At 59.5% G+C, this 16,520-nt stretch carries 14 protein-coding genes; 13 read left to right on the top strand and 1 reads right to left on the bottom strand.

The window, feature by feature from the left end:
• Positions 1-279: 279 nt before the first annotated feature.
• The 4 genes from AUR04nite_RS15440 (at position 280) to AUR04nite_RS15455 (ending at position 5,877) form a co-directional block, all read left to right on the top strand.
• On the top strand, positions 280-771 hold the full coding sequence (locus AUR04nite_RS15440) for a hypothetical protein (protein ID WP_141366762.1): 492 nt from the start codon (positions 280-282) through the stop codon (positions 769-771).
• A gap of 788 nt (positions 772-1,559) precedes the next feature.
• Positions 1,560-3,614, top strand: a complete 2,055-nt coding sequence (locus tag AUR04nite_RS15445; RefSeq protein ID WP_170184241.1) for an acyltransferase family protein — start codon at positions 1,560-1,562, stop codon at positions 3,612-3,614.
• A 123-nt stretch (positions 3,615-3,737) separates the two neighbouring features.
• Entirely contained in the window at positions 3,738-5,243 is a 1,506-nt protein-coding gene (guaB, locus tag AUR04nite_RS15450) for an IMP dehydrogenase (protein ID WP_141366767.1), read from the top strand.
• A gap of 124 nt (positions 5,244-5,367) precedes the next feature.
• Positions 5,368-5,877, top strand: a complete 510-nt coding sequence (locus AUR04nite_RS15455; protein WP_141366769.1) for a hypothetical protein — start codon at positions 5,368-5,370, stop codon at positions 5,875-5,877.
• 82 nt (positions 5,878-5,959) lie between these two features.
• Here AUR04nite_RS15455 and AUR04nite_RS15460 read toward each other — a convergent pair whose 3' ends face one another.
• Positions 5,960-6,391 carry a VanZ family protein gene (locus AUR04nite_RS15460; RefSeq protein ID WP_170184242.1) on the bottom strand — a complete coding sequence of 144 codons (432 nt, stop codon included), beginning with the start codon at positions 6,389-6,391 and terminating at the stop codon, positions 5,960-5,962.
• 243 nt (positions 6,392-6,634) lie between these two features.
• Between AUR04nite_RS15460 and AUR04nite_RS15465 the strand changes: the two genes are divergently transcribed.
• From AUR04nite_RS15465 to AUR04nite_RS15505, 9 genes are all read left to right on the top strand, one after another.
• Positions 6,635-7,954, top strand: a complete 1,320-nt coding sequence (locus AUR04nite_RS15465) for a DUF4872 domain-containing protein (protein WP_141366773.1) — start codon at positions 6,635-6,637, stop codon at positions 7,952-7,954.
• Between the two features lie 84 nt (positions 7,955-8,038).
• On the top strand, positions 8,039-9,190 hold the full coding sequence (locus tag AUR04nite_RS15470) for a GuaB3 family IMP dehydrogenase-related protein (protein WP_141366775.1): 1,152 nt from the start codon (positions 8,039-8,041) through the stop codon (positions 9,188-9,190).
• 268 nt (positions 9,191-9,458) lie between these two features.
• The gene (locus AUR04nite_RS15475; protein ID WP_141366777.1) at positions 9,459-9,653 is read left to right on the top strand and encodes a CsbD family protein; all 195 of its coding nucleotides are present in this window, start codon (positions 9,459-9,461) and stop codon (positions 9,651-9,653) included.
• 217 nt (positions 9,654-9,870) lie between these two features.
• A complete protein-coding gene (locus AUR04nite_RS15480; RefSeq protein WP_246055561.1) occupies positions 9,871-10,470 on the top strand; it encodes a TetR/AcrR family transcriptional regulator in 600 nt (199 codons plus the stop codon).
• Positions 10,467-12,266 carry an alpha/beta fold hydrolase gene (locus AUR04nite_RS15485; protein ID WP_141366779.1) on the top strand — a complete coding sequence of 600 codons (1,800 nt, stop codon included), beginning with the start codon at positions 10,467-10,469 and terminating at the stop codon, positions 12,264-12,266. Before AUR04nite_RS15480 ends, AUR04nite_RS15485 begins: the two co-directional genes overlap by 4 nt.
• Before the next feature lie 278 nt (positions 12,267-12,544).
• The gene (locus AUR04nite_RS15490; protein ID WP_141366781.1) at positions 12,545-13,360 is read left to right on the top strand and encodes an SURF1 family cytochrome oxidase biogenesis protein; all 816 of its coding nucleotides are present in this window, start codon (positions 12,545-12,547) and stop codon (positions 13,358-13,360) included.
• 84 nt (positions 13,361-13,444) lie between these two features.
• Positions 13,445-13,909 carry a DUF3817 domain-containing protein gene (locus AUR04nite_RS15495; protein ID WP_141366784.1) on the top strand — a complete coding sequence of 155 codons (465 nt, stop codon included), beginning with the start codon at positions 13,445-13,447 and terminating at the stop codon, positions 13,907-13,909.
• A 143-nt stretch (positions 13,910-14,052) separates the two neighbouring features.
• A complete protein-coding gene (gene guaA, locus AUR04nite_RS15500) occupies positions 14,053-15,642 on the top strand; it encodes a glutamine-hydrolyzing GMP synthase (RefSeq protein WP_141366786.1) in 1,590 nt (529 codons plus the stop codon).
• A 125-nt stretch (positions 15,643-15,767) separates the two neighbouring features.
• Positions 15,768-16,334 carry a VanZ family protein gene (locus tag AUR04nite_RS15505; protein ID WP_170184243.1) on the top strand — a complete coding sequence of 189 codons (567 nt, stop codon included), beginning with the start codon at positions 15,768-15,770 and terminating at the stop codon, positions 16,332-16,334.
• Positions 16,335-16,520: the final 186 nt, after the last annotated feature.

A 16,520-nucleotide genomic window follows, 5' to 3' on the forward strand; every position in this document is an offset into this window, starting at 1 on the left:
AAGGTTTCCCAACCTCAGTAGCTGATGCCGCTGCCGGATTGATCTTTCGCTTGATCCGGCAGCGGCATTTCTGCACTCAAATTAGAGCTTCGACCGTGCACACGGTAATTTGTAGCAATATCTAATATCCTGCGTGGAAAGTTTGGGGTCATGTCACAGCGGCGATATGGGCGGTATCATCCTCAGCGCAAACGCGTTCCTTGGTACAATCTGCGCCGGTCAATCTCGCGGAAAGGACGCAAAGTCCTTGTAGCGTGCAGCTTAGTATTCATGGTTTGCGTGACGCTATTGATTTCCGTTGTGGCGATTGACGAGAACCGAAGAGTAGCCGAATTCACCTTGACTGAGAAATCATTTGTCGGCGAGGTTGTATCGCAAGATCTCGACGACTGCAGTATCAAGGTCAAGATCACCGGCTTAGCCGGTTCGAAATCTGAACGATATGCCGTCACCGATTGCGGAAATTTCCTATTGTCTACAGGGAGTCGCGTATATCTGGTTGAAGACCCTGATGAGGCGATGCAAGGTGACTTGTATGTAGTCGGTCCCAACCAGGATTGGCAGGCTGCTGCAGAAATCGACTATGAACTGGTTGCGTTAGCGCCGATATTCGTTGCTGGAATTAGTTGGATTGCGCTCGACGGGATTCTCTTGAAGTTTGACAGGCCGGCACATATTGCTAGGTCGAGGGGAATTAAGCCAGCGCCTGGTCGTTTTGAAAAGGTCGTTCTTGCCCTGCAATTTGCACCAAAAAAGTGCGATTTTCAATAATTGTGCTGAGCGTACTTGTCGCAGTTGGCTTAGGGATGTGGTTCATTGATGCGGACAACCAGGACTTTGAACGTAGCGAGAAACTGGTTGCCACGGCTCCACACCACCAAGCTACTCTGGTTAGCCATAAGACATCCGGACGCTCGGGAGAACCCGCAAAAGTTGACGTAAATGGCCGTCGGCTTGATCTCTCTTGGGATTTACCAGGTCTGCGTTCAATGGAGCTGGGAAGTACTTTTGATGTCGTCTTGGATCCCGACTATCCGCTAGCTGCTATACCTGTAGATTTCGCTTTGGGCCCCGGAAACAGTCCTGGAACGCAACTTGGAAACAAGATGCTGGCATTCCTTCCTACGTTGGTGATTGTGGGACTCGTGCTTAGAGTTTGCGCGTCCCGCCATCCATTGCGCATGTTTGAACCGAAAGAAGCGGACGCCTAGGAATCCTAGAAAAGTACTGTATTCGAGTGTTCAACGTCGCCTGGATTGCCTGTGCAAGATTACTCCCTGCATCCATGCAAACCTGAAGCTCAAGAAAACTTTGTTGAGCTATCTAAAGAATTTTAAGCACGTCACCGTCCGGTAAATCGACTTCTACCTGATAAATGCCGATGAATATCTATCTGTTCAAATGGAAGACAAATTCTTCCTTGGTAGTATCGACGGATGTCTGGGATGGGCCGCGGCCGCAATCCCAGCTGGTATTGCCCCCGACGAAAGCACCACTACGTGTCGACAACAATTGCCACTCCGAACGAAACCGAGAAGAAGGCCGGTTTTAGGAGCGACTTGCAAGGTTTGCGCGCTCTGGCCGTGCTTTTAGTGATGCTTTATCACATCTGGTTCTCCCGGGTCTCCGGGGGAGTGGACATCTTCTTGATGCTCTCGGCGTACTTCCTCACTGCCTCGACAGCAAAGCGCATTTCGCGCGGTGAAAGGCCCAAGGTGCTCGGTGCATGGGCGCATCGCTTCTCCAGGCTGGTGCCCCAGGCCGCCGTGGTAATTGTTTCCATCATTGCCGCTTCTTGGCTGTTGCTGCCATCCAACAAGTGGCCGGCGCTGATCGACCAGTCCTTCGCCTCGCTGCTCTATAAGCAGAACTGGTACTTGGCGGCGAACCAAGTCGACTACTACAACTTCGACCACTCTTCCTCCTCTCCGCTGCAGCACTTCTGGTCGCTGTCGGTGCAGGGGCAGATTTTCATCATCTGGCCGCTGGTCTTGGCTTTCTGTGCGGTGGTGTGGAAGCTGTTCTTCTCCAAGATCAACTTCTCTTGGGTTGCGGGCGCTGCATTCGCGATCATCTTCGCCGGATCGCTGTCCTACTCAATCCAGATCACCGCAAGCAACCAACAGATCGCCTACTACCATACCGGGGCTCGGCTGTGGGAATTCGCCCTTGGTTCCCTGGTGGCTTTGGCCATGCCGCTGTTCGAAAAGCTTCCGCAGATGCTGCGTCGCTTCGGCGGCTGGGCCGGACTGGCCACCGTTGTTTCCTGCGGTGCGCTGATGGATGTCCAGGGGCAGTTCCCCGGCTATATGGCGTTGGTTCCGACAGTTGGTGCGGCGTTGATCATTGCCGCCCCTGCTCCGCGCCGCTGGGCCAATCCCGCCGGTATATTGTCAGTCGCACCGCTGACAAAGCTCGGCGACCTGTCCTACGGCATGTACCTGTGGCACTGGCCGCTGCTGGTCTTCTACCTTGGCCTCAGCGGCAATGCGGAGGCGGGCTTCCTTGCAGGCTCCGTGCTCATCGCGGTCTCCATCGCCCTTGCCTGGTGCTCTACCAATCTGGTGGAGAAGCCACTGGCCCAGTGGCAGTCAACTGTCGACTTTGGCGGGTTCCCCGTGGGGCGGCAGGCCCAGCTAGTTGGAGGACTGCTGGTTCTGGTGATCGGCGTGGGCGCCGCCAGCATTCCGGCTCTTGCTTGGGAGGGGAAGGTCGAATACCGCCGCACCGTGGCCGCGACTCAGTCGGCGACCGAAAACCCGGGCGCCACCGCTCCGAAGGATTGGGATCCGTCGCCCGCGGCCCTGACGCTGCCCTTGGCTACCGACCTAGAAGGCGAATGGCAGACTCCGGGCGAAGGATGCTCGGGGGAGAACTCTCCGGATGACGAGCGCATCATCTTCTGTTCGCAGGGTGGTGACTTCGCCCCGGGCAAGCCGGTGCTGCTGCTCTTGGGCGACTCGCACATCCAGCACTGGTCCGACGCCGCGTCGAAGATGATGGAGAACTCCGGCGGAAGCTGGATCATGGTCTACCACCCGGGCTGCCGCTATGGCTCGGACGCCGCCCGCGACGTTCAGGAGTGTGCGGACTTCCAGGATGCCGCCCAGGAGTATGTTGCACGCATTGCACCGACCTGGGTCATGGCAACAGGCAGCATGACAGCTGCCAGCTATGATGAGGACGGGCGCAGCCCCGGCGAGCAGGAATACCTGGTGGACAACTTCGACGAATCCATCCAGCCATTCCTGGAAGCCGGCAGCAAGGTGATCGCCGTGCGGGACACCCCGCGCTATGAATACTCGATTCCCGAATGCGCGGATTCCAAGAAGTCCGACACCACACGCTGCGACCGCGCCGCCTCCGAGCGGCTGAATGCGGTCAATCCGGTGGACGAATGGCTTGATTCCAAGGACTACGGCAGCAAGGTCATCTCGCTGGACCTGACCGAGCTGCTATGTCCGGAAGGCACTTGCAAGGCGGTCATCGGCAATGTGCTTACCTATCTGGATGACACCCACCTGTCCAAGACTTTCGTGGACAGCGCCGCAGATGAATTCGAGGCGGCCTTCCGCCGCGCCACAGGCTACAAGGGCCACAGTTCCGAGGGCTGAGAGCACAGTATGACGCGGCGAGGGCATGAGCTTGGACACAGTGGGTCAATCGGGAATCCCACGGAGGTTAAAAGAGTTCTAACATAATAAGCAACCTCCGCTTTCGCACCGAAAGGTTCATACGTGACTGAGTTCAACCCCTTTGCCTTCGAAGGACTCACCTACGACGACGTGCTGCTGCTGCCTGGTCCGACGGATGTGATCCCATCCGACGCCGACACCACCACCCGCTTCACCAAGCGCATTAACATCCACGTGCCAATCAGCTCGGCCGCCATGGACACCGTCACCGAAGCACCTATGGCCATTGCACTGGCACGCCAGGGCGGCATCGGCGTGATCCACCGCAACCTGTCCATCGAGGACCAGGCCAAGCAGGTTGACCAGGTTAAGCGCAGCGAGTCGGGCATGATCTCCGACCCTGTCACCGTGCACCCGGGTGCCACCCTTGCCGACTGGGACGAACTGTGCGCCCAGTACCGCGTCTCCGGCCTGCCGGTAGTCGACGAGAACCACAAGCTGGTCGGCATCATCACCAACCGCGACACCCGTTTTGTGCCGCGCGAACAGTTTATGACCACCAAGGTATACGAGGTCATGACCAGCACCCCGCTGATCACCGCGAAGGAAGGCGTTTCCCGCGAAGAGGTCATCGGCCTGCTGTCCAAGAACCGCATCGAGAAGCTGCCGCTGGTGGACAACGACGGCAAGCTCACCGGCCTGATCACCGTCAAGGACTTCGACAAGGCTGAGCAGTACCCGCTGGCTACCAAGGACGACGAAGGCCGTCTGCGCGTAGCCGCCGCCGTTGGCTTCTTTGGCGAAGGCTACGAGCGCGCGATGACCCTGATCGACGCTGGCGTTGACGCACTGGTCGTCGACACCGCTAACGGCCACTCCCAGGGCGTGCTCGAGATGATCGCGCGCCTGAAGAAGGATCCAGCCGCGGCCCACGTAGACGTTATCGGCGGCCAGGCTGCCACCTACGACGGAGCCAAGGCGCTAATCGACGCAGGCGCAGACGCCATCAAGGTCGGCGTGGGCCCAGGCTCCATCTGCACCACCCGCATCGTTGCCGGCGTGGGCGTTCCGCAGGTCACCGCCATCTACGAATCCGCCAAGGCTGCCATCCCAGCCGGCGTGCCGCTGATCGCCGACGGCGGCCTGCAGTACTCGGGCGACATCGGCAAGGCACTGGTTGCCGGCGCCGACTCGGTCATGCTCGGCTCCCTGCTGGCAGGCACCGCAGAGTCCCCAGGCGACCTGGTGTTCATGAACGGCAAGCAGTTCAAGGCCTACCGCGGCATGGGTTCGCTGGGCGCCATGGAAACCCGCGGCAAGAACACCTCCTACTCCAAGGACCGCTACTTCCAGTCGGACGTGCCTTCCAACGAGAAGCTGATTCCGGAAGGCATCGAAGGCCAGGTTCCCTACCGCGGCCCGCTGTCGGCAGTGGTTCACCAGCTGGTCGGCGGCCTGCGCCAGACCATGTTCTACGTGGGCGGCCCAACCATTCCTGCACTCAAGGAGCGCGGCAAGTTCGTGCGCATCACCGCAGCAGGTCTGAAGGAATCGCACCCGCACGACATCATGATGACCGTTGAGGCACCGAACTACCGTTCGCGCTAAATGCATCTAAACGAACCCCGCCTTTGCCCCGGCCCATCGCCGCGGCAGAGGCGGGGTTTGTCGTTTGAGCCTTAATATTCGTGAGTTGAGTACTTTTATTCGCAACGTCGCATAATCTTTAGCCATGAAGACTCGAATTTATGGTGTGTTTGCTGTTGTGGCAATGTCTGGAATCGGGTTGACAGGCTGCACTGCCGGTGGAGGTTCCGCGGCCGCCCCGAGCCAAGAACCCAGCGCGGCGCCGGCACAATCGTCGGCACCCAAGACCTCCAAAGCGGCAGAAGAAACAGTTTCTCCCTTCGGCAAGCAGCAAGAAAGCGTCAACAAGCTGCTCAAGGACACGACCATTCTGTCCCAGGTCCATACCAAGGGCTCACCGAGCATTGCCATCGGCGAGCTGCCGGTGAAATATGAATCAGTTGGATTCTTGATCAACTGCAGCGCGGCTTCTGCCTGGGAGCTGCAATATGAGAACGGCAAGACCTTTGCCAGCGGCTCGTGCGGTCCAAACGTTCCGGCAGATCCCGGGATCGAAGTATCAGTAGACAGTCTGCAGAGCGAAACCGTCACATTTGCCATGAAGGACAAGGTAGAAGTGTGGGCCACCGCCTACGCTGTCGCGAAAGAAGCATAGTAGCTCCGAACCAAAAAGTTGACCCCCGAAGCGATCGCTCCGGGGGTCAAGTGCACCTGTGTGCCGGCTTGCGGCATTTTCATCAGGTGCTGGCAAAATCGCGTCGCATGCGCCGTTCTTCAAACCACAGGTAGGCGATGAAGAGCACCGCTCCGCACAAGGTTCCCAGGGAATTGGCCAGAATGTCCCACAGCGACGGATAGCGGTTCGGGAGGAACAGCAGCTGCGAGAGCTCGATAAGTCCAGACAGTGCCACACCGAGGATCAAAGTGACTCGAAACCTGCGGGTCCACCACATGGCCAACAAGCCGAGCGGGAGGAAGAACAGGATATTGGCGCCGAATTCGACCTTGCGATAGCCAATCCACTTCGGGAAGCCGTGTCGGTGCAGCTTGGCAAGGAATTCATTGAGCCAGGGACCTGCACTTTGGTCTACCGGGGTAGGCCACAACGCGATGAGCACCAGCGCCAAGGCATAGCCGCCGATTGCAGCGAATATCCAACGTGTCCCCACACGAGTCATTCTTTGATCCCCCAGGTGCGGCACAGTCGGCCAGCAGATTAGTCAATGTACTAATTCTAACTGTCGGGGAGGTTGCACCGGGAGTTGAAGGCGTCATAGTGAGGTATCCAATACCGGCATCTCCAGTGCTGTGAACTGACAGTTGGCCACGTAGAATTGCCTGATGGCGGTGCGAGGTGCGCATGGCGGGGACAACCTGCCAACACGCCGGTGATTGAAAGGTTATTGATCCCAGTGGTTCAGCCGAAGAACTTGAAGAAGCTCACCCGCGAACGCATGGAACGCACCGGTGAAAGCTACACCACCGCCCGCAAGAACATCATGACCAACAAGCCGGAAAGCCCCAAGGCCGCCCGTGCCGCAGCAGCACGCAATTACGGCAAGGAGCAGCGCGAAAGGGACCAAGCAGCCGCCGCCGCATCTTCTCCTTCGAATTCCTCCTCGTCCAAGCCGAAGAAGACCACCAAGAAAGAAGAAGAGCTTCCCGAGTACCCGGCGCCAGAGAACGTCATGCAGTACGACGCCGCGCTGTGGCACCGCGTCTTCACCCAGGCAGGCGTCGTCAATCCCGTCACCGGGCTGCCATTCACCGAGGCGATGCTGGCTGGACTGGCCGGAGGCATCGGCTTCATGCAACACAGCTTCTTGGACGAAGACGACGTATCGGTTGCGCTGATCACCCGTTCCCACCCCGAGCCGTACACCCAGAACCTGCTCACCCGCAGCGGGGCCAAGCTCCTTGAACGCACCACCAGCTCGCCAATCCGCGCCGCCGAATACCTGGACGCCGGCCTGGATGCCGGACGCGCCGTAGTGGTCCGCGTGGCAGTGAACGCCCTGCCCTGGATCGACCCAGAAGATGTCGACGAGGCAGACACCATCGACCTGGCAGTCGTCGGCGACTACGAAGACGACCTCCTGGTTGACGACGGTTCCGGTTCGCTGAACCCGATCAGCCCCGAGGACCTGACCGCCGCCCGCGCCAAGCGCAAGCGCGAGAAGTTCTGGCAGGCATGGGTGGTCTCGCGCCGATCGCCCAAGCCGGAAGCACTGGCTTCCAACGTGCTCGACGCGATTGCAGAGACCACGGCGCGTCTACTGGGCACCAGCGAACTGCGCGGCATCCCAGCGCACTTCGCCAAGAACTTCGGCATCGCCGGCATGCACACCTTCGCGGCCCGGCTGCGCGATAGTGAAGGCAAGACCGGGTGGGCGCAGCTGTTCGCCGATGGAGGCCAGCGCGAGCAGGCACTCGAACAGCTGGCAGGATTCCTCTCCGACACCCGCTTCGGCGGCATCGGCGGCCTGCGTGGACAGTATGCCGACTTCCTCGACGAAGCCGCAGAGCTTCCCGGCTTGGAAGCGCTGGGGGAGTACGCCGCCAACTACGCTTCACTGGCCGCGCTGTGGATCGACTTCTCCCAGCTGATTTTCGCCGAGCTTGAACCGGCAGCATTATTCGCGGCCATGGCCGATGCCATGGAGCAGATTGCCGCCGCGGAAGAGCAGGCAGCCGTCGCGCTCGCCGAGGCCGCTGCTCAGCTTCGTGTCTAGGATTGTGGCGCAGTAGACGCTGGAATAGCCGGGTTTCTAGTCATGGACGGCGGGAAACCCGGCCACTCTTGATAACCTAGTGTCGTGAGTAATGAGATTGAGATCGGCCGCGGCAAGCGGGCCACTAAGGCATATTCCCTGGACGACGTAGCGATCGTACCGAATCGCCGTACCCGCGACCCGAAGGACGTGTCGGTCTCCTGGCAGATCGATGCCTTCCAGTTCGACACCCCGATCCTGGGTGCGCCAATGGACTCGGTAACCTCCCCTGAGACCGCCATCGCCCTGGGCGAGCTGGGCGGCCTGGGCGTGCTGAACCTTGAGGGCCTGTGGACCCGCTACGAGGATCCAACCTCGGTGCTGGCGGAAATCGCTGGTCTGAAGAGCGAATCCGGCACCCGCAACGATCCGAAGATCACCGCCAAGCTGCAGGAGCTGTACTCGGCTGAAATCCAGCCAGAGCTGATCACCTCCCGCCTGGCGCAGATCCGCGAATCCGGCGTCGTCGTCGCTGGCTCGCTGACCCCGCAGCGCACCCAGCAGTTCTACAAGACCGTGGTCGACGCAGGCGTGGACATCTTCGTCATCCGCGGCACCACCGTTTCGGCGGAGCACGTGTCCAAGAGCACCGAGCCGCTGAACCTCAAGCAATTCATCTACGAACTCGATGTCCCAGTGATCGTGGGCGGCGCAGCCGGCTACACCCCAGCCATGCACCTGATGCGCACCGGCGCCGCCGGTGTGCTCGTGGGCTTTGGCGGCGGAGCATCCTCCACCACCCGCCGCACCCTGGGCATCCACGCGCCGATGGCCACTGCCATTGCCGATGTTGCAGCGGCGCGCCGCGACTACATCGAAGAGTCCGGCGGACGCTACGTTCACGTCATCGCCGACGGCGGCATGGGCAACTCCGGTGACATCGTCAAGGCCATCGCCATGGGCGCCGATGCTGTCATGCTCGGCACCGCGCTGGCACGCGCCGAGGAAGCACCGGGCGCCGGCTACCACTGGGGCATGGAAGCAGTCCACGAGGCAAGCCCACGCGGCGACCGCGCCTACGTCGGCACCGTCGGCCCGCTGGAACGCGTGCTCAACGGCCCATCGCATGAAACCGATGGCACCTCGAACCTGGTGGGCGCGCTGCGTCGCTCCATGGCAACCACCGGCTACTCCACGTTGAAGGAATTCCAGCGCGTGGACGTCGTCGTTTCGCCTTACGAGTCTGACCGCTACTAAGCCTTAACGCTTCAGAGCATCTACGACAGCCTTATGGTCAACTGGCAAGTTGACCATAAGGCTGTCGATTTTTTGTCTGTCTTGCTGCTGAATTGAGCTCGAATCATCGGCTGGTTTTCATGGAAATTTAAGGAATTTTTAGCTTATCTGGGTGCTAGCTGAGAACAGTTGGAAGTCCAATATACCGATCGGTAGCGTGGCATTACACCAAGCGGAACATTGACTGCTTGGCATTCCACCCATCTCAGTTCGGAAGGAAGGCGGCAGTATGGGCCTCGGCGATAAGATCCAGAACAAAGCGCAGGAAGTCTCCGGCAAGATCAAGGAAAGTGTCGGCGATGCAACTGACAATGAGAAGTTGCAAGCCGAAGGAGTGAAGGACCAAGCGGCTGCGAAGGCCAAACAGGCCGGAGAAAACGTCAAGGACGCCGCAAAGGACGTTCGAGACGATCTAACTAAGTAAATAGCGCATCAAGTAGCGTCCGCCATGAGTTCATGGCGGACGTTACTGCGTTTGGGACAGCTGCAGAGGCCAAATCTCGATCATCAAGTGTCAATTGCCCTAGTTTCAAGGGTAAAAGTTCCATCCGACTTGATATGCCCCTTCGGCCTTGATCGCGAACTAATTTTCAGTTCACCGGCAGATTGCAAAAATATATAGACTGGTCTATTTTTAACTCATGACAACTAAAGGAGAGCAAACAAAAGCTCGGCTCGCAGAGTCCATGCTTGAGCTCATACAGGCCAATGGTTATAGCGGCACCGGCCTCAACGCGGTGATTGACCATGCCTCAGCACCCAAAGGTTCCGTGTATTTTCACTTCCCTGATGGCAAAGAAGGGTTGGGCGTAGCAGCCGTAGAACTTGCCGCGAAGCAGTTTGGAGATCTCATTGCCGAGGCATCGAATTCAGCAGGTAGTCCCGCCGTTGCTGCTCGATACGCAATTGAGGCCTTGGCGGATATCGTGGGGCGGAGCAATTTTCGGCTGGGCTGCCCTGTATCCGTCGTGACCCTAGAGATGGGGGCGGAAAGTGAACGATTGAGACAGGCCTGCGCCCAGGCATTCGAATCTTGGATTGCACCGACGACGGCGCTGCTGGAAGCCAGCGGATTGCTCTCAGCCGAAGCTCGTGATCTGGCTACCGTAATTGTTTCTACGATCGAGGGTTCGGTGATCGTTTCACGCGCTATGCAGAGTACTCAACCACTCAAGTCCGCGGCTGACGTGGTAGCAGCACTCATTAATCAGCGATGCCAAATGGCAGGGGAGCGGTCATGACGTCTCTTACCCACCCTCGCCATGCACTGGTCTTCGGGGCGTCCGGACTTGTGGGGCGATACCTCGTACTCTGTCTCGCCCAGTCCGGAACAACTGTCACCGCTACAGTCCGCAGCGCAGCGTCTGGCCAGCGATTAAAAACATGGCTTCATTCTCAAGGGCTGAATAACGACGTCAACACCGTGCTCGTCGACTTTGAGGCTTCGGAAATCCTTGCCGGCGGTTCGCAGGCTTTCTCCGATATTACGGAGATCCATAATTGCGCCGCCTCTTTCAAATTCGGAATGAACGCAGAAGAAGCAAGGCATGCGAACGTCGGAATCGTCGAAAAGCTGATTGATTTTGCCGAAGACCTTCCCCGACTACAGCGCATTGTGCATATTTCTGGCTACAGGGTAGGCGGGCAGGACCCCTCGCTAATCCCATGGTCAGAGCGATATCGCACCGTCGCATACCGTGATCTTGGACCGTACGAAGCATCGAAAATTGAATCGGATGCGATTTTCCAAGCACTGGTCCAGGAACGAGGCATTCCTTGGACGATCGTTAATCCATCAAGCGTGATTGGGGACAGCAAGACAGGCGAATCAGACCAGATCATCGGTCTGGCCGGTACGGTCAAACAAATCTGGGAGGGCAAGGCCACCGCGTTGCCAGGTAACGAATCGACGTTTCTTCCCGTGGTCACGGTGGATTACCTGGCCGAGTTCATGGCAGCGGCAGCAGTCGATCAACAGGCCGCCGGGCAGTCCTATTGGGTCCTTGACGACAATACTCCGCCACTCGCGGGGCTTCTGGCTGATATCGGCAAACATTTGGGGGCCAAAGTTCCGCGGCTGACGGTGCCGGTCCAGATCATCAAGCGCCTGCCGCACTGGATGAGCAAGGCCGATCCAGAAACTCTGGTCTTCTTGTCGGAAGACCGCTATCCGACAGAGAGTGCCTTGGCCCTGGCCGACCGCCATGGCATCAGCATGCCGGAGGTAAACGGGGCGCTACACCGTTGGGCGGACTATATGGCTGCACGCCGTTTCGGCCAAACCAGTGGCGGGCAGCGCCGTTTCAGCGACCTCGGCGGAATAAAGACTTTCGAACTAGGGACGGTTGGGTCGGAGAAACTGATTTTCCCCGGATTGCCAGTCAACGCCGACACCTGGGCATCGGTGGCCGAAAGAATCAACGGCAAGGCAGTAGATCTGCCTGGACTAGGGCTCAGCGGCGGCGAAGGAATCAATTCTTGGGACCGCTGGCTCCCTGCCGTACTCCCACAGGACCCCGTTGACCTGATCGGCCATTCGATGGGTGCAGCGGCAGCCGTGACAGCGGCCGATCGCTTCCCTGAGCAGGTCAGGTCCCTGACGTTGATTGCGCCGTTCTTCCTCCAAGATTCGAAGGGTGGAATTGCACGCTTTAAAACTTTTGTGGGTGCCTACCTGCGGCATGTGAATCCCGCTCAACTGTCGCAGCGGCTGACAGGGGCGGTTGCGTACAAGGACGAGCTTGAGTCTAGCGTCCAGGACTTGCGGCGAGGCAGCTCCAAGCATGTTGCAGCACAACTAGCCAGAGCCGGATCAAGAAAATGGCGAGGTGAGCTCCAAAGCGCCTTGGCTCGATTCCGCGGACCGGTTCGCATCATCACCGGAACTGGTGATCCGCTGATGCCTGAATTTATCGAACTGTTCAAGGATGTTTCAAACAGGGAACTGATTTCTATTGAAGGAGCTGGCCACCACCTGCACTTGACACATGGCGACGCTCTCGTAGGGCTTCTGAAAGAGAACCGCGTTTCGGCATGAGCAGGGGGTGATCATCCCGTGCGGCCAGACCGGCCTCCTCCGAGATCTTTGCAGTCCGCTCCCACACCGGACACCCTGGGGTGTTCGGCCAGGGGAGAGGTTGAAGTGGGTTTGGACTGGAGAACGACTTGTCACTGATGGTTCGTGATGCAGCCTGGGAGCTCGCATGGACACGTTATCCTCCGGTATGGCGTCCACGAAGAATGGCCAGACGCAAGGTAAGCAACCGCACGCTGGGGCGTTATGACTTCTACGCCCAATAGAAGTACGGTTAAAGGGTGCTGAAAACTGCCTTCAAACCTAAATGGCTTCTTGCGTTGCTTGCCGCGTTGCTTTTGGCGACCGGCTTCGTCGCACTGTCCGGATGGCAGTTCGGCTCATCCGAAACTGAACCTCCGGTGAAAATCGACAAAACGGAGAAGGCCGTTCCGCTGGTGGGCCACCATAACGTCGGTGTCGAACTGATGGGCAACAAAGCCGACCAGATCGTGACCATGAGCGGAAGCTTCGTCAAAGGCACCGATGAGATGATCGCCCCGCGCCTGCATGATGGCCAAAAAGGCGTCTGGGTAGTCTCCGAATTCATGGTCGACGGCGCACCCGATGACGCCTCGATTGCCGTGGTGCGCGGCTGGCAGCCGGAAGCAACCAAGCCCAGCGAGGTGCCCAGCGGAAAGCTGGAAATCACCGGCCGGCTCATGCCATCAGAAGGCCCTGAAAACGAGCACGACCTGCGCAGCCCTACGCTGGCAACCCTGTCCTCGGCACAGCTCTCAAACACCTGGGACAACACCGTCTACTCCGGATTCATCGTCGCCCACGACATGAAAACCGCCCGCGGAGACCAGGTCAAGCAGGCAGGCATCGACACGGTGTACGTCGGACCGCAGCCGCAGGAAGCGCAGACCAACTGGCTTAATGTCTTCTATGGCATCGAATGGGTCGTGTTCGCCGGATTCGCACTTTTCCTCTGGTACCGCATGGTTCGCGACGACTACCAGCGCGACATGGAGCAGATTGCCGAACAGGCGGCGGCCCAGGCAAGAAAGAATGCGGCGGAAGAACCCGGCGGCCAGGACAGCTCCCACGCCTAAGAGCCGCCTGCCCGCTGCTCTTGACCGGGCATACTAGAACTACCAAGAACAACGCACTGACCGCCACGGAAGGATCACGTGACAATGTCCAGCACCACCCCAGCCTCCAGCCCACGCAAGTTCGGAGGCACCCCGGCACAGATCCGTTCGGCCGCGGCGTTCTACAAGGTCTTCGCCTACGTCACCGGCGTGATGCTCTTGCTGCTGTGCCTTGAAATGGTCCTCAAGTACTTCTGGCAGCTGGAGCTGTTCATCGGCGGCGACCTGATCGACGGCGGAACCAACTCCATCGGCCTGCTCAACCGCGCAGAAGTCTCCGGCGGCTTCAACGCCTCGCTGGGCATCCTGATCGCCCACGGCTGGCTGTATGTTGTGTACCTGTTCGCGGACTTCCGCCTTTGGTCGCTAATGCGCTGGCCATTTGCCCGCTTCATTACCATTGCGCTGGGCGGCGTGGTGCCGTTCCTGTCCTTCTTCACCGAGAAGCGCGTGCACGCCGATGTCATGCGCGAACTTGAAGCGCATCCGAAGGCAGCAAAGCGCTACTAGAGCCTGGAAAGATTTCGCCAGCGGGCCGTACTTCCCACCCGGGGGAGTGCGGCCCGCTGCTGTTTGCTTCAACTGTGACGAATTTGGTGTACCGGATAACGCGAACTGTGCTGTTTCACACCCTGTTGAGCACGTAGACTGTAATGGTGACTACTGCTTCCCAAACTCCAGAACATAAGCCGGTTCTGGTCGTCGACTACGGGGCCCAATACGCGCAGCTCATCGCCCGCCGCGTTCGTGAAGCCCGAGTGTACTCGGAGATCGTTCCGCACACCCTGTCCACCGAAGCCATTCTGGCCAAGAACCCTGCAGCGATCATCCTCTCGGGTGGTCCTTCCAGCGTTTACGCCGATGGCGCCCCATCTGTCGGGGCAGATCTGTTCGACGCCGGCGTGCCGGTATTGGGCATCTGCTACGGCTTCCAGGCTATGGCCAACGCCCTGGGCGGCACCGTAGCCGAAACCGGCCTGCGCGAGTACGGCCGCACCGCCTCGGAGTTCAACGGCGAAGCCCGTTCGATCCTTGCCGGCGCCACCGTCCCTCCGACCGTCTGGATGAGCCACGGCGACTCCGTCTCCAAGGCTCCAGAGGGCTTCGACGTGCTGGCCACCACCGCCGGCGCACCAGTTGCCGCCTTCGCCAACGAAGAGAAGCGCCTCTACGGCGTGCAGTGGCACCCAGAGGTCAAGCACTGCGAGTTCGGCCAGGACGTGCTGGAAAACTTCCTGTACAACGGTGCAGGCCTGAAGGCCGACTGGACCGCTGACAACATTGTCGAAGAGCAGGTTGAAATCATCCGCGCCCAGGTCGGCACCGGCAAGGCCATTTGCGGCCTGTCCGGCGGCGTCGACTCCGCTGTGGCCGCTGCCCTGGTGCAGAAGGCCATCGGCGACCAGCTGACCTGTGTGTTCGTGAACCACGGCCTGCTGCGTGAAGGCGAAGCAGAGCAGGTGGAGAAGGACTTCGTCGCTTCCACCGGCGCCAAGCTGTACATCGCCGACGAGCGCGAGCGCTTCCTGACTGCTCTGGACGGCGTGACCGATCCGGAGACCAAGCGCAAGATCATCGGCCGCGAATTCATCCGCGCCTTCGAAGCGGCAGAGGCAGCAATCGTCGCCGAGGCTGCATCCGAGGGCGAGCCGGTGAAGTTCCTGGTCCAGGGCACCCTGTACCCGGACATCGTCGAGTCCGGCGGCGGCGAAGGCACCTCCAACATCAAGAGCCACCACAACGTGGGCGGCCTGCCGGAGGACCTGCAGTTCGAGCTCGTCGAGCCGCTGCGCGCGCTGTTCAAGGACGAGGTCCGTGCAGTGGGCCGCGAACTGGGCCTGCCAGAGGAAATCGTCAACCGCCAGCCGTTCCCGGGCCCAGGCCTGGGCATCCGCATCATCGGCGCCGTCAACGAGGAGCGCCTGTCGATCCTGCGCAAGGCCGACGCGATTGCCCGCGCCGAGCTGACCGCAGCCGGCCTGGACAACGAAGTATGGCAGATGCCAGTAGTGCTGCTGGCCGACGTACGCTCCGTGGGCGTCCAGGGCGATCACCGCACCTACGGCCACCCGATCGTGCTGCGTCCGGTATCCTCCGAGGATGCCATGACCGCCGACTGGTCGCACCTGCCCTACGATCTGCTTTCGCGCATCTCCAACCGCATCACCAATGAGGTGGACGGCGTGAACCGCGTGGTGCTGGACGTGACCAGCAAGCCGCCTGCAACCATCGAATGGGAGTAGCCTTCTAGGCTCCGACCATGACAGAGCGAAACTTGTGCACTGCGCAGGTTTCGCTCTGTGCGTTTAACCGCACTTGCGGTTTTGCTAGCCATGAAAGCTGTTGCGGCATATCTAAAATTAAGCTCATGCAGTCTCCATTTGTTGAGGTTCCGGTGCTTCCGGTCGTAGTGCCGCTTGGCCTCGTGGTTTTCGTGCTTTTGGCGTGGCGCCTCAAGGTGAAACAGCTCTTCTCCATTCCCCGCGTCCTGGTCGCCGCCGCTTTGGGAATTTATGCGGCGGGCATCGTCGGGAATACGATTTTCCCGATCATCCTCAACGCGCCGCCTCGCACGGAGGCTTGGGATTCAGGCATTGTCTACGTCCCCTTCGCCGATTATGAACTCATGGATGCGCTCACCAATATGCTGGTTTTTGTCCCGTTGGGCATCCTGTTTGCACTAGTGCTTTCCCAGCCCGCATGGTGGAAAGTGATGCTTGCCGTCATTGCCTCAAGCCTGGGAATTGAAGCAACCCAGCTGCTGGTCCAAGATCTATTCGGCGGTGGACACATCGCCGATTCAAGCGACCTTGTTTCGAATGTCGCCGGCGGAGCGCTCGGATATGTCCTGCTGCGAATCCTCATGTTGGTTCCGGGCCTGGCTGGGTTCGTTGATCGGTTCCGCTGGGCGGCACCGGCTGCGGCAGAACACTAGCCTTCGACCCTCGTTCCAGTGCATAACTCTGCCGCCGATTCAGGTCGAGGCGAAAACAATCGGAGGGGAGTTTCACTTCCTGCGTTTAACTGCAAAACGTGTTTCGCGCACCGCAGATTCGCCGCCCGTGCACTACGTTAGAAAGAGGTGCGTGCGCAGGTGCGCAGCACCGCTGTAGGTGCGGGT

Source organism: Glutamicibacter uratoxydans (genome assembly GCF_006539925.1).
Lineage (GTDB): Bacteria > Actinomycetota > Actinomycetes > Actinomycetales > Micrococcaceae > Glutamicibacter > Glutamicibacter uratoxydans.

Excerpts from the sequence above, each read along its gene's own strand:
- AUR04nite_RS15475 (WP_141366777.1), top strand. The coding sequence starts at position 9,459 with ATGGGCCTCGGCGATAAGATCCAGAACAAAGCGCAGGAAGTCTCCGGC.
- AUR04nite_RS15485 (WP_141366779.1), top strand. The coding sequence starts at position 10,467 with ATGACGTCTCTTACCCACCCTCGCCATGCACTGGTCTTCGGGGCGTCC.
- AUR04nite_RS15480 (WP_246055561.1), top strand. The coding sequence starts at position 9,871 with ATGACAACTAAAGGAGAGCAAACAAAAGCTCGGCTCGCAGAGTCCATG.
- guaA (WP_141366786.1), top strand. The coding sequence starts at position 14,053 with ATGGTGACTACTGCTTCCCAAACTCCAGAACATAAGCCGGTTCTGGTC.
- AUR04nite_RS15495 (WP_141366784.1), top strand. The coding sequence starts at position 13,445 with ATGTCCAGCACCACCCCAGCCTCCAGCCCACGCAAGTTCGGAGGCACC.
- AUR04nite_RS15455 (WP_141366769.1), top strand. The coding sequence starts at position 5,368 with ATGAAGACTCGAATTTATGGTGTGTTTGCTGTTGTGGCAATGTCTGGA.
- AUR04nite_RS15505 (WP_170184243.1), top strand. The coding sequence starts at position 15,768 with ATGCAGTCTCCATTTGTTGAGGTTCCGGTGCTTCCGGTCGTAGTGCCG.